This window comes from Campylobacter fetus subsp. fetus (assembly GCF_900475935.1).
In the GTDB taxonomy this organism is placed as follows: domain Bacteria; phylum Campylobacterota; class Campylobacteria; order Campylobacterales; family Campylobacteraceae; genus Campylobacter; species Campylobacter fetus.
On the sequence record NZ_LS483431.1, the window covers coordinates 1,692,268 to 1,715,372 of the forward strand.

The window sequence follows — 23,105 nt, forward strand, 5'->3', positions numbered from 1 at the left end:
GCAAATTCAAGGTATAATCTCGCTTATGATAGAAGCTAGTAGCATTGAAAATTTAAAAAATATCGTTGATATAGCAGACGTTGTAGGAAGTTATCTGCCTCTTAAACGTTCCGGAAGCGACTTTGTATGCGTATGCCCGTTTCATAATGATAAAAATCCGTCTATGAGAGTAAGTCCTAGCAAAGGTATTTTTCACTGTTTTTCATGCAAAGCCGGCGGAGATAGTATTAAATTTATAATGGATTATGAAAAACTAAGCTATCCTGAAGCTATAGAAAAACTAGCAAATATGTACAACTTCACGCTTAATTACACAGATAACAAAAACGAACATCACTATGATAAAAAAATATTAGAAAATTTAAATTTATATTATAAAAGTATGCTTTATAAAAACCGTGAAGCTATAAACTATTTATATAGTCGCGGTATAAACGATGCTATGATAGAAAAGTGGGAACTTGGCTGGGCTGGAGCGTCTCAAGCAACTATAAATTTACTAGAAAATGAAGAGATAGAACCAAAAGAAGCGCTGTACGTAGGAGCAGTCAAGCAAAACGAAACGGGGCTTTATGCCAGCTTTATAAACCGCATAACTTTTCCTATTTATAATCATCTTGGAAAACTTGTCGGATTTGGCGGTCGCACAATATCAAATAATCCGGCAAAATATGTAAATTCGCCTCAATCTGCTATATTTGATAAATCAAAACTGCTTTACGGATATGATAAAGCCAAAAATCAGATATTTAAAAAAGGCGAAATCATCATTTGCGAAGGATATATGGACTGCATAATGCTGCATCTAGCAGGAATTAGCAACGCTGTAGCCGTGCTTGGAACTGCACTTACCGAAAAACATATTCCTCTTTTGAAGCGTTCTGATATAAAAGTTATTTTAAGTTTTGATAACGATGAAGCCGGCGTAAATGCTGCATTTAAAAGTGCAAAATTGTTAGCTAGCAGCGAGTGCGACGGAAGAGTAGTTCTTATAAGCGGGGGGAAAGATCCGGCTGAGCTTGTAGCTAGCGGTAGAGCAAATGAGTTAAGAAATAGTTTAGAAGGCGGGGTTGAACTTGGAGAGTTTTACATAAGACATCTCATAAAATCCTCAAATCCAAAAACTCCTCTTGAAGTTGCTAAAACTCTTGAAAGCGTACAGGAATTCACAAAAGGACTAAAAGAAATAGTGGCAAACTCATACGTGCCGCTGGTATCTTCACTTCTGAGTTTAGCTCCAAATAGCTTTAGTCTTTGTGGCAATGGTTTTAGATATTCACCCAAAAAGCAGATGGCAAAAGAGACCAAAAGTGCAAAAAAAGATCTTTTAGAGCTTGAAATTTTAAAAAATATGCTTTTAAATAAAGATTATTTAGAGGTAGTAAAATCAGATTGCGGAAGCGATATGTTCGTAACTCACAATGAAATTTATAAAGCAGTAACTATCTCTCAAAATCCAAATAATCCACACATAAGAGAGCTAAGCTTAAATGATAATTTTGAAATTTACGATAGTTTAGATAGACTAAAAAAAGCACTAAATATACTAAAAATCAACTTTTGTGATAAAACTATCGTTTTGCTTGCTAGCTCAAACGACAAATCTAAATTTGAAAAAATAGCACAATTACAAAATATAAAAAAGCAATTAAAAGGAATTCAATGAATAAAAAATGTCTGGCACTATTTAGCGGAGGGCTTGATAGTATGCTTGCTATCAAACTTATAAGCTCACAAGGTATTGAAGTGCATGCTTTAAATATCGATATCGGTTTTGGAGGAAACCCGGATAAAGCAGAGCTTATGAGTCGTAGAGCTAAAATGGCTGGAGCTACTTTTGAAGTGATAAATGCAAGAAGCAAATATCTGCAAGAGGTTCTTTTTAATCCTAAATTCGGATATGGAAAACAGTTTAATCCTTGTATTGATTGTCATGGTTTTATGTTTAGAACAGCTATATCTATGCTAGAGGATTACGACGCGAGCTTTGTTATCAGCGGTGAAGTAGTCGGTCAGCGACCGATGAGCCAAAGAAACGACGCTATGGTGCATGTAAAAAATCTAGCCTTAGATGACAATGATATAATTTTGCGACCGCTTTGCGCGAAACTTTTAAAACCTACTCGTCCTGAGCGCGAGGGTTTAGTAGATAGAGAGCTTTTACTTGATTTTAACGGACGCGGCAGAAGCAGACAACTAGAACTTGCACATGAATTTGGCTTTAGTGATTTTGAAACTCCGGGGGGAGGATGTCTGTACACGATGGAAGGATTTTCTAATCGCATTAGAGACTTCATTAAATTTGATAAAAATATGAGTGAAGACGATCTTCAAAGTCTGCGCTACGGCCGCCATTTACGACTGCTTGGAGGAGCAAAAATGATAATCGGTCGAGATGAAAAAGACAATGCTTATTTAGAAGCTTTGAATTTAAAAAAGATGGAAAGTATAAAATTCGATGATATCATCGGCGCTCATTCATTCATCAGCAAAAACGCATCAAAAGAGGATTTAGAGTTTGGCGCACGTCTTGCCATCACTTATTGCAAAAGCGAAAAAGACAAAATATATAGAGCAAAAATAGGCGACAAAACGCTCGACGTATCACCATTCGATAATAAAAATATAGCACAAACGTATTTTATAAAGTAAGTTTACTAAGTTTATGTTTAAAAAAGTATATATTGAAATCAGCGATATCTGCTCTTGTAAATGCAGTTTTTGTCCATCTCCTCTTATGAAAACAATGCGTAAAACAATGAGTCTTGAGCTGTTTGAAAAAGTTTTGTATCAAGTATCACCTTTAACTAAGAGAATTTGTTTGCATATTTTAGGGGATCCTTTAGAAGTAAGCAATTTAAAAGAATATATAAATTTAGTATCCAAATTCAACCTAAAAATCGATCTAGTTACGACTGGGAAAATGATTTGCGATCATGATTTTGATATGCTTTTAAAACCTCCTTTTCATCAAATTTCATTTTCTTTGAGTGCGTTTTTGGATGAAAATAACCATTTTAAAGATGATTATATCGCGAATTTACTTGAATTTTGTGATTTTAGTTTAGCAAATAGGAGCGATACTTTTATAAATTTACGTATTCAAAGCGATTTTTTATTAAGTGATAATGAAAAAATGATTCAAGTTTTAGATAAATTTGAAAAACATTTTGATATAAATTTAAGCGAGCATCTAAAACATATAAAGCTAAATTTTGCTCAAAAAATTTATGAAAAAAACGTAAAAATTCGGCTTGCAAGAAAGGTATTATTAAATTTTAAAACCTCTTTTGAATGGAGAAATGATAATTTAATAAACAGCACTAAAACTTGTTATGCATTAAAAGATCAACTTGGAATTTTGAGCGATGGAGTGGTTGTACCTTGCTGCATAGATTACGCAGGAGCTATAAATTTAGGTAATATAAAAAGCGAAAGTTTAGCTCAAATTTTAAGATCACAGAGAGTAAAAAATATCAAAAACGGATTTAAGCAAGGTAAAATTGTTGAAAATTATTGCCAAAAATGCGCCTACTTAGTCGGAGTCAGCTAAGCTAGGAATTATAGAATTTTGATATAATTATCGCATCAAATTTAAAGGCGAAATATGCAAATCGATAAACATAATCTTATATTTTTACCTGCTTCGATAGTCATAGCTGCAGTGATTTTGGCTATAGGTTTTAGCACTATCGTAAAAAGCGAACGCAGCGTAAGCGTCAGGGGATTGGCAGAAAAAGAAGTGCTTGCGGACTTAGCAGTATGGCAAATGAGTTTTTCGGTCGGAGATAATGACCTAGTAGAGCTTCAAAAGAAAGTGTTAGAAAAAACGAAAATAGCCGAAAATTTTCTAAATAAACGAGGTTTAAATGCTAGTGATTACACTATTCAGGCGCCTTCTATTACTGATAATTCTATAAATCCTTATATGGATTCTCAAAAAATTCGCTACACATACATAGCCAAAGCCACCTTACTGATACGCACAAATAAAATATCTGAAATAAAACAAGCACAAAGAGAATCTTTGGAGCTAGCTAGTGACAATATCGCCATCAGTCAAGACTATGAAAACAGAATTGCATTTGAATTTACAAAACTAAATGATATCAAACCGCAAATGATAGCCGAAGCGACAAAAAACGCTAAACTAGCAGCCGAGCAATTTGCGACTCTCTCAGGAAGCGAAGTCGGCAAAATAAAAAAGGCGACTCAAGGGCTTTTTAGTATCGAAAATGCGGCCGTAGGATTAGAGGAGAAGAAAAATATCCGAGTTGTAACTCAAGTTGAGTATTTGCTAAAATAAGAGATAATATTAAGAGTAAATTAAACTTTACTCTTTTTAGATATATGAAGTTATTTAGTATAGTAACGCACACTGCACCAGCGTTGATAATCGTTTTAACTTACTTTGCATAAATCATAAATTTATATTCATCTTTGTTTTACACTAGCCAAAACTCCAGAGACTATGGCTAGCATAAGCGAGATAAGATAAACCCTAATACCTCTTCGCCAAACATCAAAACCACCAAAAATGCCGACAAAGTGAGTATGCTTGAGTAAAAAAGATACTGATAATCTAAGCTAGTCCGGGCAAATTTATCAAATACCAGTATCAAAGACCAAAGCAGTATGCAAAAAGCTAAGTAAATACTAGCTTATAAGTTTATTCATTATCTAAAATAATTCTAAATTTAGATAAATAGCGAAAATATCACGCCAAATACGATTAGCGGGATATTGAAAAATATAAAAGTCGGTACGCAAGTATCGTAGATGTGGCTATGCTTGCCGTCGCTATTTAATCCTGAAGTCGGTCCTAAAGTACTATCACTAGCAGGACTTCCGGCGTCTCCCACGGCCGCGGCGATACCGACTAAAAGTATAGTCGCAGAAACGCTAAATCCAAGGCTCACGCAAAGTGGCACGTAAATCGCGGCTATGATAGGAATAGTTCCAAAACTAGTTCCGATACCCATAGTTACAAGTAGTCCGATAACTAGCATAATGATAGCTCCACCAAGCTTACCGCCGCTTATAGAACTTGCAAAATTTATAAGCTCATTTATACCGCCGGTTTCTCTGATAACAGAACCAAATCCCGCAGCTACAAGCATGATAAAAGCGATAAAAGCCATCATAGCAAGACCTTGCTCCATAACTTTATCCATCTTTTTATACTCGATACCGCCAAAGATTATCATAACTATAAGCCCCAAAAGAGCTCCTAAAGGAAGAGAGCTACTCCAAATTTGGACACCAAAAGCTATGACGGCGCCGCCAAGCACGACACACTCTTTTTGCCCCATACAAAGATCTTTTTTATCCGCTACTTTTATCTCTTTACTTTCTAAAGCGCTTTGCGTATAATCTCTAGGTTTTCTATAATAAAACAGCGCCAAAACTAAACCGATGAGCATAGCTACGCCGCCTATCCACATAACGCTACTTATATCGCCTATCTCTACGTTCATACCGTTACTATTTAACTCTTTTTTAAGAATAGTATGGAACAAAATACCAAAACCGACTGAAATGCTTACATAAGGAGCTTTTAATCCAAAAGTAAGTGCGCACGCCACAGCTCGTCTGTCTATCTTAAGCTTATTCATCAAAGCAAGTAACGGTGGTATCAAAATAGGTATAAAAGCTATATGAACAGGTATGAGATTTTGAGAAAAACATGCTATAAAAGCTATGCTCAAAGAAAACCAAAAAACCTTTTTACTTATAAATTTACTAACGTAATGTATCAAAATAGGAGTTAAATTCGTCATACTGATAGCCGCCGCAAGCGCTCCAAGAAGTATGTAGCTAAGTGCGGTTTCTAAGTTGCCTTGCATTCCTGTTATGAGTAAATTCGTAGTCTCTACCAAACCTTTTCCGGCTAGCATTCCAGCAGCTAAAGCCGAGATAAGTATGGCTAAAAAAACGTTAAAGCGCAGTAAGCACAAAACGCACATAAGCAAAACGCTAAGCACCACGGGATTTGTAAGCAACATAATCTACCTTTGAAATTTAATAAGCTAGCATTATACAAACGTATAGCTTAAATTTAGAAAATATTAATATAATATAATTTAATTTTAATTTGAAATAGAACTATTTGACAAACTATCTGCGTATAAATCATTTTTAAAATTTGATTTATCTAAATTTTCAATCAGCTTTTTGGTTCTAATGTCTCTAGCTTCCGGCAAAATATGATACCATGTATCATGTATCTGTTTTCTAGGAAAATAGCTTGATCGAAAATCGCCTATAAACTCAAATCCATTTGAATTACATAGTTTTTTAATATCTGTTAAAAACTTTTTATATTCAGCACCGTTTTTGCCACTAAAATCATAGCAATCATCCCCTACAACAGCAGGATAAGTAAATATAAACTTTACGCCTTTTTCTTTTTCTATCTTTTTCATCAATTCTAAATTCTCTTTAAAAATTTTATTAATTAAACTACCTTTTTTAACTATTTCTTTTAAAAATATAAATTGTTTACATGAATTCGTAATATCATTTCTAAATGGAAGTTTAGAATTGAATATATGATCTCCTCTTAATCCGTTTTTAAAATCTTCAAAATAATCTGCATGATTATAACTTTTTAGCATTTTAAAGTCAGTATTAATATATCTTATAAAAGATTTTAATAGACTAGAAATAGGAGTGTTGAATATTAATTTTATCTTATACAAAAGCGGAGAATATACGAAATAATGGCTAAGTTCAAAAAATATATGATCATAAAATATTTTAGGAGCGATATCATTCAAATAAAATCTGTACTCCAAAGGAAGTATTACGATATCTGCGCTATTGGCAAATTTATTAATTCTATATAATTTCGCTTGTAAAGGATACTCTGCGTTATCTGCTAAATTTATAGTAATTTTACCGAAATGCTCTTCTATTGTTTTAGAGTTTATACTATGAAACGAGTTTGAGCCGCTATCTATTATTATTCTACTTTTTGTTCCGGTATTAGATATGAGATAATTTTTAAAAGAGTGGAAATTTGAGGAAGATTTTTGTAAAATTATAATATAAGAAACAAAATAAAATGCAAAAAACAGAACTAAAAAAGCTAACAACATAATTAAAAATCTTTTATAATTACCCATTATTTTGCCCTAAAAATTAAAATATAAAAATTGTGATTCTTGAACGCTTCTAGTAGCAAAAAACGCACACACAAATAAAAACACAACAAAAATCGCCGTCTTATATCCGAATTTAGAGTTTGCGACCATCTCATTTGAGTTTTTAAACAATACGCAAATTATAAAAGCTAAAGCAGTAACTATAAAGATACTAAGGCTAGCAGCTATTTTATGAGTAACATTTTCCATAAAACCAAATGCTTCATTTATCACAATTATAAAGCCGCTATTTGGGGCTATAGAGTTTATATTAAACATTCCTTTTAATACCTTAAAAGCAGACTCCATATCTTTAGCTCTAAAAAATACCCATGTAATATTTATAAAATTAAAGGTGATAATCCACGCCAAAATCCTATGCAAAGGTTTAAAATGAGAACTATAAAAACGATGAATCATAAGAGCTGTTCCGTGAAGAGCTCCCCATATAATAAATGTCCAACCGGCGCCATGCCATAATCCACCAAGTAAAAATACGATAAAAATATTTATATACGCCCTGCTCTCTCCAAGCCTATTTCCACCAAGAGGAATATAAATATAATCGCGTAAAAACCTTGAGAGAGTCATATGCCATCTACGCCAAAACTCTTGAATACTAAGTGATTTATAAGGAGAGTTAAAATTTAGAGGTAAAACTATATTAAACATATATGAGATACCTATTGCCATATCAGTATATCCGCTAAAATCAAAATATAGCTGAAAAGTATAACTCAAACTTGTTATCCACGCTTCACTCATACTAAGCATAGCAACACTATCAAATCCATAATTTGCAAATTTAGCAAAAAAATCGGCTATCACGACCTTTTTAAACAGTCCAATAGCAAATAAAAATATACCTATACTGATATTTTTATAATGTATTTTTTTACGCCTTAAATTTGCAAATTGCGGCATCATTTCAGCGTGATGTATGATAGGACCTGCTAAAAGATGCGGAAAATACGTTACAAATAAAGCGTATTTGAGATAATTCGTCTCTTTAACCTTACCGCTGAAACAATCCACTAAAAACGCAATTTGAGTAAATGTAAAAAAGCTGATACCAAGTGGTAAAATGATATGATGCAAAGGAATATTCGAGCTAAACATACCGTTAAAATTTTCTATAAAAAAGTCCGTATATTTGTAATATCCGAGAAAGGCTAGATTACACAATATGCTAAACCACAAAAATATCTTTTTAAATTTAAACTCTTTACAAAGATGATTTCCTGTAAAAAAGTTAAATGTGATAGACACCAAAATAAGCGGCACATAGATAAAATTCCAATATCCATAAAAAACCAAAGATGCCGCTGTTAATATAAAAATGCTAGCTTTCATCAGCCTAAATTTAGATAGTAAAAAATATAGAAAAAACGTGATAGGTAAAAATACAAATATAAACTCAAACGAGTTAAAAAGCATAAGTATCCTTGAAAAACGACTTAAATGAATTTAATTTTACTTTAAATTTATTTAAAGTTGAATAAATTGTAATTTTTAAACATTTTAAACTAAATTTTGATAAAATGGAGCAAATTTAAAAATAAAGGCAAAACTCATGCGAAGTGATATCATAAAAGACGGCTACACAAGGACTCCGCATCGCTCACTTCTAAGAGCGACCGGACTTAAAGACGACGACTTTAAAAAACCGTTTATTGGCGTAGCAAATAGCTTTATAGAGATAATCCCCGGTCATTTTTTCCTAAATAAATACTCTGAAATTTTAAAAGACGAAATCCGCAAAAACGGCTGCGTACCGTTTGAGTTCAACACTATCGGCGTTGATGATGGCATCGCTATGGGGCACGAGGGTATGCTTTACTCACTTCCAAGCCGCGAGATCATCGCAAACTCTGTTGAAACAGTGATGAACGCTCACGCTCTTGATGCGCTTGTTTGCATACCTAACTGCGACAAGATCGTCCCTGGAATGCTTATGGGCGCACTTAGGGTAAATGTGCCAACTATATTCGTAAGCGGCGGTCCTATGGCTGCTGGAGTCGGAGCCAAAGGAGAAGCTTTGGATCTAAACTCTGCTTTTGAAGCGGTCGGAGCTTATGAAACAAAACAGATAGACGAAAAAGAGCTTAAATTTATCGAGTGCAACGCCTGTCCAAGTGGCGGAAGCTGTTCAGGAATGTTTACCGCAAACTCGATGAATACACTTTGCGAAGCTATGGGCGTAGCTCTGGAGGGAAACGGTACCGTACTTGCGCTTACCCCTGAACGTGAAGAACTCATAAGAAAAGCTGCACGTAGGATCTGCGAGATCGCACTTGATGAGCGCTATCAGATAAGAAATATAATCAATGAAAAAACTATCAAAAACGCTATGGTAGTGGATATGGCGATGGGCGGAAGCTCAAATACTATACTTCATATGCTTGCCATCAGTCGAGAAGCCGGATATCCGTTAGATATCGCTAGTCTCAATGACATAAGTCGCTCGGTACCGCACATAACTAAAATAGCTCCGAGTCTGCCTAGTGTGCATATGCAAGACGTCGCCAAAGCCGGCGGACTAAGCGCGGTTATAAACGAGATAGCTAAATTCAATAGTGATTTATTAAGTTTAGACGCTCTTACCGTGAGCGGCGAGAGCTTAGGAGATAGAGTAAAAAATGCTGAAATTTTAGATGAAAGCGTGATCCATACCGTGCAAAATGCTTACTCAAAAGTGGGCGGACTAGCTATTTTATTTGGAAATTTAGCCGAGCAAGGATGCGTGATAAAGGCCGCCGGTATCATCGGTAGCAGACAATTTAGCGGAAAAGCGGTCTGCTTTAACTCTCAAGATGAAGCTATAAAAGGCATATCAAAGGGAAAAGTACAAAAAGGCGACGTCGTAGTTTTAAGATACGAAGGACCAAAAGGAGGCCCCGGAATGCAAGAAATGTTAAGCCCGACTAGCCTTATAGTAGGACGTGGACTTGGAGCGGACGTAGCTCTTATAACCGATGGGCGTTTTAGCGGAGCGACTCGCGGCCTAAGCATAGGGCACGTAAGCCCTGAAGCTGCTGAGGGCGGTATGATAGGTCTTTTAAAAGACGGTGACATCATAGATATCGACGTAGATAAATTTAGCATAAACGTACGTTTAAGCGACACTGAGATAGAAGCGAGACGCAAAGAGTGGAAATACGCTGGAAAACCAGTAAATAGCCGCTGGTTAAGACAATACCAAAAACTAGTCACAAACGCGAGCAATGGCGCGATTTTGGAAGCATAAATTTATAAAAGGCGGAAAAATCGCCTTTTATGCTCATCTTAAAACTTAATCTTTAAAAATATATAATCAATTTTTCTATATAAATCTTAAAAAAATCAAAATATCAATTTTCAATATCCGTAAAATATATAAATAAGAAAATAAAAAATATTTACATTAATAAAGTATTCTTATGCTTAAATTATATATTTATTATATTTTTAACTAAAAAGATAATAAATATATACTAGGAACAAATATGAACAAACTCAAAAAATACGTCGCTTCAACAGTGATTTTTGCTGCATTTTTATTGATATTTAACGGTTGTGTAAATTTAAATAACAAACACGAGAACGAGCTGTTAATTCTTCACACAAATGATCACCACGGCGCTCTTTTGCCATATGAAACTAAAGACGGTACGCTAATTGGCGGTGTAGCTTTGCAAGCTAACTTAGTAAAGCAGATGAGAAACGAATATAAAAATGCGCTTTTACTTGACGCAGGAGATGTAAATACCGGCTCATCGCTTTCAAATATATTTGATGCAAAACCGGATATTTTAGCTTTTAATGCTCTAAAATACGACGCCGCTACTCTTGGAAATCACGAATTTGACGGTACATATGAAAAATTAAAAATGCAAATGGAGCTTTAGAATTTCCCTTGGCTTAGCGCAAATGTTAAATTTGAAAATAATTATATCGCAAAACCATATATTATCAAAGATTTTAATGGATTTAAAGTCGCCATAATGGGGCTTACTACGAGTACGACAAAGTATATAACTATTCCGGCAAAATTTGATGGCGCAAATGGAGAAAAGATCGAATTTCTACCAGAAATCCATGCCGCAAAAGAAACATTGGATGAAATAAAAAATACAAACCCCGATTTTGTAATCGCTTTAGTACATCTTGGAGATATTAAAGGTGATCCCGTGCATATAACGTCGGTTGATCTAGCTAATAATACACATGGTATAGATCTTATAATAGACGGGCATTCGCACTCGGTATTTCAAAAACCTTTGGTAATAAATGGCGTACCCATAGTGAGCGCAGGAAGCAATAACCGCTATATAGGAAAAGCTGTTTTAAATTTAAAAGATAAAAAGATAAAGTGGAATTTAGTTGAGCTAACTAGCAAAGATTTTGATTTAGACGATGAAATGAACGGAATTTTAGAGCCGTTTATACGGATTCACGACGAGGCTTTAAATAGTAAAATCATAACGTTAAAAGAGCCGTTACTGTTTGAAAATAACGAGATCAGATTCAAGCAGTTGCCCATAGGAAGGCACGTAACCGACTCTATGATAAATTTGCTTTTTAAATTTGGTATAAAAGCGGACTTTGGTATCATAAACTCAGGAGCTATAAGATCTGGTATAAATGCCGGAGACGTAAGTAAAAAAGATATTTTGATCTCTATGCCTTTTCCAAATACGATATCTGCAGTAAGCCTAAAAGGTGATGAAGTGATGGAATTATTTAATTATATAATCAATATAAAACCGGGATTCGGAGGATTTGCTCAAATATCAAAAGACGTTAGTTTTACTATAGATAGTTCAAATAAAACTATTTTAAATTTAAAAATTAAAAATGAGCCTATAAATCCATCTAAACTTTATACTATAGCGGTTACTGATTTTTTAGCTAACGGAGGAGACGGTTATGCTATTTTAAAAAAAGGGATAAATAAATTTGACTCATCGGTGACTTTAAATGAAGCGTTTATAGAGTATTTAAAACTTCTTGAAGGTAAAATTTAAATTATATAGTCGCCATAAATTTATAAAAATAAATTTTAAATTCGATGTTATATAATTTGCTAACGCACTAAAGCAATAAAACTAAATTTATCAGATAGTAAAAAAACTTTTGATATAATCGCTTTAGAAAAGGAATGATAATGAGCAAATTGAATCAAACAAAATACATTTTTGTAACAGGCGGAGTGCTCTCTAGTCTTGGAAAAGGCATAGCAGCTGCTAGTATCGCCACTTTGCTTAAAAATGTAGGCTTAAAAGTAAGTATTTTAAAAGCAGATCCGTATATAAATGTAGATCCAGGCACAATGAGTCCGCTTGAGCACGGTGAAGTTTTCGTAACCGATGATGGTGCTGAAACTGACCTTGATCTTGGACATTATGAAAGATTTTTAGATGAAAATTTAACGCAAAATAACAACTTCACTACAGGTAGAGTTTATAGCTCGGTAATAGAAAAAGAGAGACGCGGCGACTATCTTGGTAAAACAATTCAAGTTATACCTCATATCGTAGGCGAAATAGTAGAACGAATCAAAAAAGCCGGAGTTGGCAAAGATATATTGATAGTAGAAATCGGCGGCACCGTAGGTGATATAGAGGGGCTTCCTTTCTTAGAAGCGATAAGAGCCTTAAGAAGCGAAGTAGGACGAAAAAACGGTATGTTTATTCATTTAACTTTAGTACCGTATATAAAAGTTGCCGGTGAATTAAAAACTAAACCGACTCAGCATAGCGTCGGAGAACTGCGCCGCATAGGAATAAGTCCAGATATGATAATATGCCGCTCAGAAATTCCTATAAATCGCGAATTAAAAGATAAGATAGCTTCTAGCTGTGGCGTTGAGAGAAACTCAGTTATAGAAAGCCCAGATTTACAAAGCATATATCAAGTTCCGCTTAGTTTTTTAAAACAAGATATACTTGAGCCTATAGCTGACGTGTTAGATCTTGGTGATCTAAGACCAAATATGCAAAATTGGGATAATCTGGTAAAAAGAGTTATAGCTCCGAGCGATAGCGTAACAATTGCATTTGTAGGAAAATATATTGATTTAAAAGAGAGTTATAAAAGTTTAACAGAAAGCATCATTCACGCTGGAGCAAATCTCGATGCAAGAGTACATTTAAAATGGTGCGATAGTGAAAAAATAGATGAAAATAGCGCATCTGAAACATTAAAAGACGTAGATGGAATACTTGTAGCAGGAGGTTTTGGTTCACGCGGTATAGAAGGCAAAATGCAAGCCATAAAATACGCTAGAGAAAATAAAATACCATATCTTGGAATTTGCCTTGGTATGCAGCTTAGTTTGATCGAATTTGCTAGAAATATTTTAAATTTAGAAGATGCGAATTCGATTGAATTTCAAGAAAACTGCAAAAATCCTATAATATATCTTATAGATTCATTTATAGATGCAAACGGTAAAAAACAGTTACGTACCCACAAAAGTCCGCTTGGAGGCACTATGAGACTTGGAAGCTATAAATGCAATATACTTCCAAACTCTCTTTTAAGTAGAATTTATAATGGAGCAAAACAGATAAAAGAGCGACACCGACACAGGTACGAAGCAAATCCAAAATACAGAGAAGCATTTGAAAAAAATGGTCTTATAGTTAGCGGAGAGAGCGAAGGCCTTATAGAAGCAGTCGAACTACAAGATCATCCGTTTTTTCTAGGTGTGCAGTTTCACCCTGAATTTACTTCACGTCTAACAAAACCGAATCCTGCTATTTTAGGCTTTATAAAAGCCGGTATAGACAATAAAAAATGTTAGATAAAACCGAGATCAGGAATCTGCTTAATAAAAGGTTTAGTAACGACTTACATAAAAAACTTTCAGAGATTCCTTTGCCTTGCGAACTCAAAGATACTTATAAAGCTGCAGAGCGTATCAAAACTGCGATACAAAACAATGAGCTTATAGCTATAGTTGGAGATTATGATGTAGATGGAGTTGTTAGTACTGCTATAATGGCTGAGTTTTTAACAGATATGAGTACGGATTTTATAATACGAATTCCAAATAGATTCAAAGACGGTTACGGTCTTAACTCAGATATAGTTAATGAACTTGAAAGCGTTGCACTCATAATAACAGTAGATAACGGTATAAGTGCAAATGAAGCAGCTGATCTATGCGCCAAAAAAGGTATAGATCTTATCATCACAGATCATCATATGCCTCCGCAAATTTTGCCTCAAGCCTACGCGATAATAAATCCAAAACAGCCAGAATGCACATTTCCAAATATTGAAATTTGCGGTGCTCAAGTAGCATGGTATCTTGTTGGAGCGTTAAAAGAGGTTTGCAGTCTAAAAAATTACGATATGGGCAAATTCATTGATCTTTTAGCGCTAGCAATTATCGCTGATATGATGGAGTTGAGAGATTTAAATAGGATACTAGTTAGACTTGGTATAACTCGAATTAACTCTAGTAAAAGAGCATGTTTTGAAGCTATAAAATGTTTTTACGGAAAAGATAAATTTGAATTTGACGATATAAGCTTTCTTATAGCTCCACTTATAAACTCGGCCGGAAGAATGGATGATGCAAGCGTGTCTTTTAAATTTTTAAGAAGTAAAACTATAGATGAAGCAAACAGTTATCTTGATATGATAACCTGTTTTAATAATTCAAGAAAAGAGCAAGAAAAAGCATTATTCGAATCGTCTATAAAAGATGTAAACGATAACGAAGATATCATAGTTACTTGGGGAAATGAGTGGCACGAGGGCGTAATAGGAATAGTTGCTAGCAGACTTGCAAAAAGATATAAAAAGCCCGCAATTGTATTTAGCATTGATGGCTGCAGAGCAAAAGGAAGTGCTAGAAGCGTAGGTAAATTTGATATATTGGCCCTTATAGCATCACAAGAAAAACTTCTTTGCGGATTTGGCGGACATAAAGGCGCGGCTGGATTAGTTATAGAAACTAACAATCTAGACGAGTTTAAACATGCCGTAAATAACTCCTGCTTTTTACAAGATTTATATGATTTTAGTGGAAGCGACGAGGTTTTAGGCGAAATTGATCACAATGCGATTGATTATGAGCTTTTGGAGATTTTAGAGTATTTTGAACCATACGGTCAAAGAAATCCAAGACCGTTATTTGAGCTAAAAAGTGCAAAAGTAAAAAATACCAAATTTATAGGCAAAGAAGAAAATCATCTAAAACTCATACTTCAAAAAGGCGGCAAATCGTATGAAGCAATATTTTTTAACTACGACTATACGCCTCATGTCGGAGATAATATAGATCTTTTAGTCTCCGTATCAAAAAACTCATTTAGAGGTCTTATCACGCCTCAACTTTTAATAAAAGAGATATATGAACTAAAGAATCAGGAGAAATAAATGAAAATAAATTTAAACTTTGTAAAACACGAATCATTCGGCGGTGTTTTACTTATCATCGCTACTATTTTAGCACTTTTATTTCAAAATGGGTTTTTAAACCATTTTTATACCGAAATTTTAAGAGCTGAATTTACGGTCGGTTTTAGGGATTTTAATCTATCAAAACCACTGATTTTATGGGTAAATGATGGATTGATGGCGATATTTTTCTTTGTTGTGGGACTTGAATTAAAAAGAGAAATATTGCAAGGCGAACTTTCAAAACCATCTCAAATAGCTCTACCTACGATAGGCGCACTTGGCGGAGTGATACTACCGGCCGTTATATTTTGGGCATTTAATCACGGAAATGATTTTGCTATTAGAGGCTGGGCTATACCTACTGCGACCGATATAGCTTTTGCGCTAGGAGTTTTGATGCTTCTTGGTAAAAGAATACCATCAAGTCTTAAAATATTTTTACTTACTTTAGCCATCATAGATGACCTATGCGCTATTGTTATAATAGCTATATTTTATACGACTAAACTATCTTTTATCTCTTTTGTTATAGCCGGGATCTGTTTGTTTGCGCTTTGGGTATTAAACAAATTTAAAGTATCAAAAAAATCAGCATATATATTAGTTACTTTGATACTTTGGGTAAGCGTACTAAAAAGCGGAGTCCACGCTACCATTGCAGGAGTCGTGGCAGCATTTTTTATACCTATGAGAGACGATAGTGGAAAAAGTCTGCTAGTAGAGCTTGAACATGATCTTCAAGGAATAACCAGCTATTTCATACTTCCAGTTTTTGCTTTTGTAAATGCGGGCGTAAGTCTTGCCGGAGTACAGATAAATCAACTTTTAAATTCAGTAGGAATGGGAATATTCTTTGGATTACTTATAGGCAAACAAGTAGGAGTTTTTCTGTTTAGCTATATTTTTATAAAGCTAGGCTTTGCTAAACTTCCTGAAGGTTCGTCTTGGACGCAATTTTATGGAGTGTGTATACTAACTGGTATAGGATTTACTATGAGTTTGTTTGTAAATTCATTAGCATATCATGATAGCAACGAGTTCTTCCACGCAGATAAACTAGGTATTTTATTAGCTTCATTTACCGCAGGAGTTATAGGATATATATATCTGCTTGTATTTTCAAAAGTAGCAAAAAACCATCGCAAAGACAATGAATCTTAAAAATAAAAATCTAATTCTAAGCGCTATAACTTTACTATCGGTATTTTATAGCGCTCTAAATTTAGCCGTTCTTGCGTTTATAAATAGATATTTGTTAAATATAACAAGCGGCGAATACGGTTTAATCTTATATTTTATCATTTTACTTTTACTATTTTTTATAGCATCTTTGGCTTTTAGATATACCATATCTTTAGCTAGTCAAAACTATATTTATGATATGCGATTAAGCATAATAAAGCGTATTTTAGATACTGATTACCACCATACAAGGCAAATCGGCAGAGCTAAACTCATAGCTCTGCTTTCAAGCGATATAGCAAGCATAACAAATGGATTTGTACGCATACCTGAGATTTTGCAAGGAGGTCTTGTTGCGATTGTATCGTTTTTTTATATTTTATATCTATCTCCTATTTTAGCTTTTAGTGTTTTTATATGGCTGGGATTTGGGGCTATCTTGTGTTTGTATTTTATCAAAAAACTATATAATCTTTTTAAGCAGCATAGAAAAAATGAGGATAGACTCTACAAAAATTATGAAACATCTATAGACGCTCATAAAGAATTTAGTCTAAATTTAAAAAGAGCGGCGGATTTTTTTAATCTCAAATTTAGATTAAATGTACAAGATATGAGAAAAAATATGCTAAGCATAGATTTTTACCAATCGCTAGTAAGTAACTGGGTAAGTATGATGACGCTAGGAGCTGTTGGGTTGGTTATTTATCTCAGTCTTGGATTTGAACTGCTTGATATGGCCGGAGCCGTAACTATATCTATCACTATACTATTTTTAAGAGCTCCGCTTATGATGGTGCTTTTTGCCTATCCATCGATAATAAAATCAAAAGTTGCCGCTCAAAAGATAAAATCTTTAGAGTTAGCCGCGTATAAAGAGGAATTTGATACATATAAGAGTTTTGATAACTGGCAAAGAATCGAACTTAGAAATATTAGTTTTAGTTATGAAAACAAGCTTATATTGGATAATATAAATATGAGATTAGATAGAGGCGAATGTCTGTTTTTAATAGGAGAAAACGGCAGCGGAAAATCAACTTTATTTCTTATTTTAGCGGGACTTTTGAAGCCCAGTAGCGGTGAAATTTATATCGATGACGTAAAAATAGACAGCTCAAACATTCAAATTTATAAAAATACTATAAGCGCGGTATTTAGTGAATTTTATCTATTTAGCGATATAGAAAATGATGCTAAAAAATGGTTTGAACTACTTGAGTTTAGAGCTCCAAACGACTCTCAAATAGATCCTCAAAATCTCTCTCAAGGTCAAAAAAAGAGATTAGCTCTGATAAATGCGCTATTAGAAAATAGAAATATTTTGCTACTTGATGAGTGGGCAGCAGATCAAGATCCACACTTTAGAGCAAAGTTTTATACTGAAATTTTAAAGCTATTTAAACAGCAAAAAATTACCGTTTTTGCTATAAGTCATGATGATAGATATTTCAAATACGCAGATAGAATATACGAACTAATAGATAGAAAACTTATAAATTATTTATCATAACTTATAATTTTTAAATTTAATATTTATAAAGTTTTAAGAAAATTTATGTTAAATTTTGGTATTTAATATCAATATTAATTTTAAAAAAGGAGAATAAATGGATGCGAAACGAAAAGCAATAGAGCATATGAACAGCGAGCATATAGATACGCTTATAATGCTTTGCAAACACTTTGGGGCGGTACAAAATCCTACAAACGTAAGGCTTGATTCTATAGACGAAGACGGTATGGATATAGCGTGTGATCAACTTTTAGTACGAGTTGCGTTTCTAAAAAAAGCCGAACAAAACGGCGAAGGATTTAAAACAGCGATAATAGATCTTATGAGTAGTCTTGATATAAAAGAAGGTATTGCTGCGGTTTCAAAAGATATGATAGATTTCATAGATAGCTTTAACAGCGTTCTTATCTCGAGCCTAAACGGCGATCACTGCGTCTGTTCGTATGCTCCAGTAGTGAGAGATAATAATGATTTTTATATACTTATATCTGAAGTTAGCGAACATTTCAAATCCATAAAAGAAAATAGCGACAAAATATCAATTATGTTTTTAGAAGATGAGAGCAAAGCTAAAACTGTTTTTGCTAGAAAAAGAGCAAGTTTTAGATCTAAAGCGATATTTTTAGATGATAAAAAAGAGAGTCTGTTTTCTAAATTTGAAAGTAAATTTAAAAGCGAATCGGCTATAAAAATGATAAAAAATATGTCTGATTTTCACATAATTAAGATAGAAATTAACAAAGGAAGATTTGTAAAAGGTTTTGGAGCTGCGTATGATACGGATGGTTTTGAAATTATCCAAAGAGCGCATGGTGCAAATCCTCACAACAATAAGAGGTAATGAAAAATGTCAAACCAAAAGAGACCGGCAAGCTATTTATGTCTTATTTTTCTTTGTTAATCACTGTTTTATGGGTGATATTAGAAAAGCCGGTCTGTTTGATGAGGGCAAAAAACTCTAATCTCAAATTTGATGCTAAATTTGATAAATTTACCAAATACATAATCTTCCAAAAACAAAAGTATAAATTATAACGATAAAGCCTATCTTAATTACATATTGAGCAAGTAAATATTAATAACATAAAACTGAATATCAAACTAAATTAAAGGAGTTCATCTATGTTAAAAAAAATAACTATTTGCAGCTTAAGTGCGGCTACGCTTGTATTTGGTACACAAATTAGGCTAGATACCACAGTTATATCAACTAGCGGATTTGAAACCAAACTAAAAGATGAAGTAAGAAACGTGATTGTCATAACTAGTGAAGATATCCAAAATAAAGGCTATAAAAACGTAGAAGAGATCTTAGAAGCAGAACCTTCGATAAGCTTTATAGATCCCGGTTTTGGCAGAACTATAGATATGAGAGGTCAAGGCATAAACTCAAATTTCTCAACAAAAATTATGTTAAATGGAGTCGCTCTAAATATGCTAGACACATCTCACGCAACAGTGCCTATAAATACTATATCAGTCGATGATATAGAGCAAATAGAGATAATACCAGGAGGCGGAAGCGTACTTTATGGAAATGGCACTAGCGGAGGAGTTATAAATATAATTACAAAAAATCAGCCTAGAGATTTTTATACAAATTTATCTACCAAATTCGGATCATACAACTATAAAGATCTAAATTTCGCAGTCGGAGGAATGGCGAACGATGATCTGTTTTTAAAATTCAATGCAAAAAAGTTTGATGAGAAAGGCTACAGAGACGGCGAGAAAAATAGAGGTTACTACACAAGCGGCGGAGCAACGTATCAAATCAACGACAACCAAAGCGTAATGCTCAACTCGAGCTATTATAACGCAACAACTAGCACTTTAAACGCTCTTAGTAAAGCTCAAGTAAATAGTGATCCAAAACAAGGCGGTAAAAAAACGACCAAAGATGAAACAAGACTTGATCTCACGCTTGATTATGCTTTAAAATACGGAGATTACGTAGATTTTCATATCTTCCCATATTATCAAAAAATTAAACAAGAGCTAGATGATAATAGCGGATTTGAAGATAAAAAATATGGAATAAATTTAAAAAACCGTATGGATTACGGCAACGGCGAGCTAATTTATGGCTATGAATACTATATAAACAAAGGATTAAGATATAGAAATAATCAAGGCTCCAGAAGAGGCGTAACCGTAAAAAACAGTATAAACGTAGATTTAGAAAAAAAATCTCACTCAATTTATGTCATGGATAATCACCATTTTAACGACTGGTTTAGTATAAGTAGCGGATATAGATTTGAAAAAGCTAGTTATGATTTGGATAGAAGTTCTATCACGAATATTTATATGCCAAACTCGACACGCCCGATGACAACGGTAAAAAATATTGCAAATCAGCCAGATACAAATAATCACGCATTTGAAATAACTCCAAATTTAAAATACTCTGATACCGGAAATATATATTTTAAATTTGAAAGAGGATTTTACTCTGCATCTCCGACTCAACTAACAAATAGCGTACGTCCTCAAGGCGCTACTCGCGGTTCAGTTTATAAATTTAACAATTTAAAATCAGAGATATTTTATACATACGAGATCGGCGCTAAAGACTATTTTCTAGGCTCGTACATGAGCGCTACGGCATTTATCACGGATAAAAAAAATGAGATAAGAAACATAATGGAAGAAGACCATACTCTATGGCGTTTTATAAATTTAGATAAAACAAGAAGGCTTGGGATAGAACTTTACGCAAGTCAATATATGTTAGATAATGATCTTAGCTTAAAACAAACATATTCATACGTAGATGCAAAAATCACAAGCGGTGAGTTTAATAATAAAAGAATACCTCTAGCGGCAAAACATAAATTAGTTTTCGGAGCAGACTACAAAGTGATTAGAAATCTAAATGTTTTTGGCGATATAAAATACTTTTCTGATATGCTCGATAACGGATATGAGAAAATAAACTCGAAAACCATAGTAGATATAGGGGCAAAATACAGTTTTCCAAAAGGCTTTTTAGTCATTGCCGGGATAAAAAATTTATTTGACAAGAGATACTTTACATATCAAGACAAAATCAAAGACCAGTATAAACCGGCAAACGCAAGAAATTATTATGTAGAGTTTAAATATGTCTATTAAAAGCTATCTCATTATAAGCTTTTTAATCTGCCTTCTTGTTTTAACGATCATTTCGCTAGCTTTGGGAGGAGCTAACGTAGGATTTAATGAGATTTTTAATCTATACTCGCAAGATCTAAGCGATACGCAAAAAACTATACTGATTGACATAAGACTTCCTCGCATAGTGATGGCTATATTAATAGGAGCTCTTTTGGCCAGCTCCGGTGTTGTCGTTCAAACTATATTTTTAAATCCTCTAGCAGATCCATATATAATAGGAATTGCATCAAGCGCAACATTTGGGGCGGTTGTAGCTTATATATTTGGATTAGAGGATATATATTACGGTATTTTTGCTTTTATAGCTTCGTGCATTCTTTCTATAGTTATATTTAAACTATCAAAAAACGGTCGCTCTGTAGCTACTTTGCTTATAATAGGCATAGCATTTTCATCTATGCTTGGAGCTTTTACATCACTTGCTACTTATCTTATAGGAGAAGATAGTTTTAAGATAATAGCGTGGATGATGGGATATCTTGGAGGCGCAAGCTGGTTTAAAGTAGGCTTGCTAACTCTACCTTTGATACTTTCGCTAATATATTTTTATAAAAAGAGAAATGAGTTAAATTTACTTTTAAGCGGAGACGAAGAAGCAAAAAGCTTAGGAGCCGATGTAGATATAACAAAAAAAAGACTGCTCATAGTAGCATCTTTAAGCGTGGCATTCTCAGTTGCATTTACCGGGATGATAGGTTTTGTCGGACTCATCATACCTCATATTTTAAGAATGATACTAGGCACGTCAAACAATGCTGTTTTGATACCTATATCTACTTTAGCAGGTGCACTTTTTTTACTATTTTGCGATCTTGTAGCTAAAAATGTGCTCAATCCGACAGAAATTCCGATAGGAGTCGTAACAGCATTTTTTGGAGCTCCGTTTTTTCTATTTTTGGCTATTAAATATAGCAAAGGAGTCATCTAGTGAGTATCGAGATATCAAATTTAAGTTTTAAATTTAATAAAAATCAGATACTAAATAAGCTAAATATTCAGATAAACAGCGCAGAGTTTATAGGAATTTTAGGTCCAAACGGCTGCGGAAAATCAACTCTTCTTAAAAATATATTAAAAATTCTGCAGCCAAATAGCGGCGTTATAAAGATAAACTTCAAACCGCTAAAAGAGTATTCGCAAAAAGATTTAGCCAAAATTATAGGTTTTGTACCGCAAAAATCTGATTTAGCACTTCCTCTTAGCGTAGAGGATTTGATACTTATGGGAAGATATGTGAGTATAAAAGGGATATTTGGCAACTACGGCTCAGATGACTATAGAAAAGTGAGTGAAGTAATGGAGCTTTTGAATTTAAAAGAGTTTAAAGATAGATCCGCAAACTCTCTTAGCGGAGGCGAATTTCAAAGAGTTTTACTAGCCAGAGCGATAGTCTCAGATCCTAAAATACTACTTCTTGATGAGCCTACAAGCGCTCTTGATCTTAACTATGCAGTCGAGATCATGAGTCTTTGCAAAAAGATAACTAAAAAATTAAATATATTTAGCATAGTAGTTCTACATGATCTAAACTTGGCAAGTATATTTTGTGATAAAATTATAATGCTAAAAGATGGAAAAGTCGCTTACAGCGGTACTCCAAAAGAACTATACAAAAAAGATATTTTAAAAGAAATTTACAATCTTGAATGCGACGTGCTAAATCATAACGGTTTTTCGATAATAATACCAAAAAATAAAGGATAAAA

General features: G+C 33.8%; 20 protein-coding genes. 17 read left to right on the forward strand and 3 right to left on the reverse strand.

Annotated features, from left to right (window positions below; all coding sequences use genetic code 11):
* Window positions 1-25: 25 nt before the first annotated feature.
* From dnaG to DQN38_RS08520, 4 genes are read left to right on the forward strand one after another with little or no spacing between them, the layout of a single operon-like run.
* Entirely contained in the window at window positions 26-1,666 is a 1,641-nt protein-coding gene (dnaG, locus tag DQN38_RS08505; protein ID WP_065843610.1) for a DNA primase, read from the forward strand.
* Entirely contained in the window at window positions 1,663-2,652 is a 990-nt protein-coding gene (locus DQN38_RS08510; RefSeq protein ID WP_065843611.1) for an argininosuccinate synthase domain-containing protein, read from the forward strand. Before dnaG ends, DQN38_RS08510 begins: the two co-directional genes overlap by 4 nt.
* A 13-nt stretch (window positions 2,653-2,665) precedes the next feature.
* Window positions 2,666-3,553, forward strand: a complete 888-nt coding sequence (locus DQN38_RS08515) for a radical SAM/SPASM domain-containing protein (RefSeq protein ID WP_065843612.1) — start codon at window positions 2,666-2,668, stop codon at window positions 3,551-3,553.
* A gap of 54 nt (window positions 3,554-3,607) precedes the next feature.
* On the forward strand, window positions 3,608-4,306 hold the full coding sequence (locus tag DQN38_RS08520) for an SIMPL domain-containing protein (RefSeq protein ID WP_002850869.1): 699 nt from the start codon (window positions 3,608-3,610) through the stop codon (window positions 4,304-4,306).
* 391 nt (window positions 4,307-4,697) lie between these two features.
* Here the strand turns inward: DQN38_RS08520 and DQN38_RS08525 are convergent, their stop codons facing one another.
* From DQN38_RS08525 to DQN38_RS08535, 3 genes are all read right to left on the reverse strand, one after another.
* The gene (locus tag DQN38_RS08525) at window positions 4,698-6,005 is read right to left on the reverse strand and encodes a Na+/H+ antiporter family protein (RefSeq protein ID WP_081303736.1); all 1,308 of its coding nucleotides are present in this window, start codon (window positions 6,003-6,005) and stop codon (window positions 4,698-4,700) included.
* An 84-nt stretch (window positions 6,006-6,089) separates the two neighbouring features.
* The gene (locus DQN38_RS08530) at window positions 6,090-7,127 is read right to left on the reverse strand and encodes a hypothetical protein (protein WP_065843613.1); all 1,038 of its coding nucleotides are present in this window, start codon (window positions 7,125-7,127) and stop codon (window positions 6,090-6,092) included.
* 9 nt (window positions 7,128-7,136) lie between these two features.
* Entirely contained in the window at window positions 7,137-8,498 is a 1,362-nt protein-coding gene (locus tag DQN38_RS08535; RefSeq protein WP_225897139.1) for an MBOAT family O-acyltransferase, read from the reverse strand.
* Here DQN38_RS08535 and DQN38_RS09175 point away from each other — a divergent pair.
* The 13 genes from DQN38_RS09175 to DQN38_RS08595 all read left to right on the forward strand — a co-directional run bounded on the left by DQN38_RS09175 (window position 8,485) and on the right by DQN38_RS08595 (window position 23,103).
* Complete coding sequence (locus DQN38_RS09175; protein ID WP_259459119.1) at window positions 8,485-8,610, forward strand: hypothetical protein; 126 nt, start codon at window positions 8,485-8,487, stop codon at window positions 8,608-8,610. The genes DQN38_RS08535 and DQN38_RS09175 overlap by 14 nt on opposite strands.
* A 108-nt stretch (window positions 8,611-8,718) precedes the next feature.
* Window positions 8,719-10,392, forward strand: a complete 1,674-nt coding sequence (gene ilvD, locus DQN38_RS08540; protein ID WP_038454321.1) for a dihydroxy-acid dehydratase — start codon at window positions 8,719-8,721, stop codon at window positions 10,390-10,392.
* A gap of 238 nt (window positions 10,393-10,630) precedes the next feature.
* Window positions 10,631-11,032, forward strand: coding sequence for a metallophosphoesterase (locus DQN38_RS08545; RefSeq protein WP_065843615.1), 402 nt, complete (start codon window positions 10,631-10,633; stop codon window positions 11,030-11,032).
* Window positions 11,033-11,128: 96 nt separating this feature from the next.
* Window positions 11,129-12,151 (forward strand): bifunctional metallophosphatase/5'-nucleotidase, encoded by a 1,023-nt coding sequence (locus tag DQN38_RS08550; protein ID WP_065843616.1) that lies wholly within the window; start codon window positions 11,129-11,131, stop codon window positions 12,149-12,151.
* A 149-nt stretch (window positions 12,152-12,300) separates the two neighbouring features.
* Window positions 12,301-13,932: a CTP synthase gene (locus DQN38_RS08555; RefSeq protein WP_182995131.1), complete on the forward strand. Its 1,632-nt coding sequence runs from the start codon at window positions 12,301-12,303 to the stop codon at window positions 13,930-13,932.
* Window positions 13,926-15,518 carry a single-stranded-DNA-specific exonuclease RecJ gene (recJ, locus tag DQN38_RS08560; protein WP_002850876.1) on the forward strand — a complete coding sequence of 531 codons (1,593 nt, stop codon included), beginning with the start codon at window positions 13,926-13,928 and terminating at the stop codon, window positions 15,516-15,518. Before DQN38_RS08555 ends, recJ begins: the two co-directional genes overlap by 7 nt.
* Window positions 15,519-16,703: a Na+/H+ antiporter NhaA gene (gene nhaA, locus DQN38_RS08565; protein WP_002850877.1), complete on the forward strand. Its 1,185-nt coding sequence runs from the start codon at window positions 15,519-15,521 to the stop codon at window positions 16,701-16,703.
* Window positions 16,693-18,237, forward strand: a complete 1,545-nt coding sequence (locus DQN38_RS08570; RefSeq protein ID WP_081303737.1) for an ATP-binding cassette domain-containing protein — start codon at window positions 16,693-16,695, stop codon at window positions 18,235-18,237. Before nhaA ends, DQN38_RS08570 begins: the two co-directional genes overlap by 11 nt.
* A gap of 97 nt (window positions 18,238-18,334) precedes the next feature.
* A complete protein-coding gene (locus tag DQN38_RS08575; RefSeq protein WP_065843619.1) occupies window positions 18,335-19,081 on the forward strand; it encodes a HugZ family heme oxygenase in 747 nt (248 codons plus the stop codon).
* Window positions 19,081-19,275: a hypothetical protein gene (locus tag DQN38_RS08580; protein WP_011732334.1), complete on the forward strand. Its 195-nt coding sequence runs from the start codon at window positions 19,081-19,083 to the stop codon at window positions 19,273-19,275. Before DQN38_RS08575 ends, DQN38_RS08580 begins: the two co-directional genes overlap by 1 nt.
* A gap of 87 nt (window positions 19,276-19,362) precedes the next feature.
* Entirely contained in the window at window positions 19,363-21,357 is a 1,995-nt protein-coding gene (locus DQN38_RS08585; RefSeq protein ID WP_065843620.1) for a TonB-dependent receptor, read from the forward strand.
* A complete protein-coding gene (locus tag DQN38_RS08590; RefSeq protein WP_065843621.1) occupies window positions 21,347-22,327 on the forward strand; it encodes a FecCD family ABC transporter permease in 981 nt (326 codons plus the stop codon). Before DQN38_RS08585 ends, DQN38_RS08590 begins: the two co-directional genes overlap by 11 nt.
* Entirely contained in the window at window positions 22,327-23,103 is a 777-nt protein-coding gene (locus DQN38_RS08595; protein ID WP_038454328.1) for an ABC transporter ATP-binding protein, read from the forward strand. Before DQN38_RS08590 ends, DQN38_RS08595 begins: the two co-directional genes overlap by 1 nt.
* The last annotated feature ends 2 nt before the right edge of the window (window positions 23,104-23,105 follow it).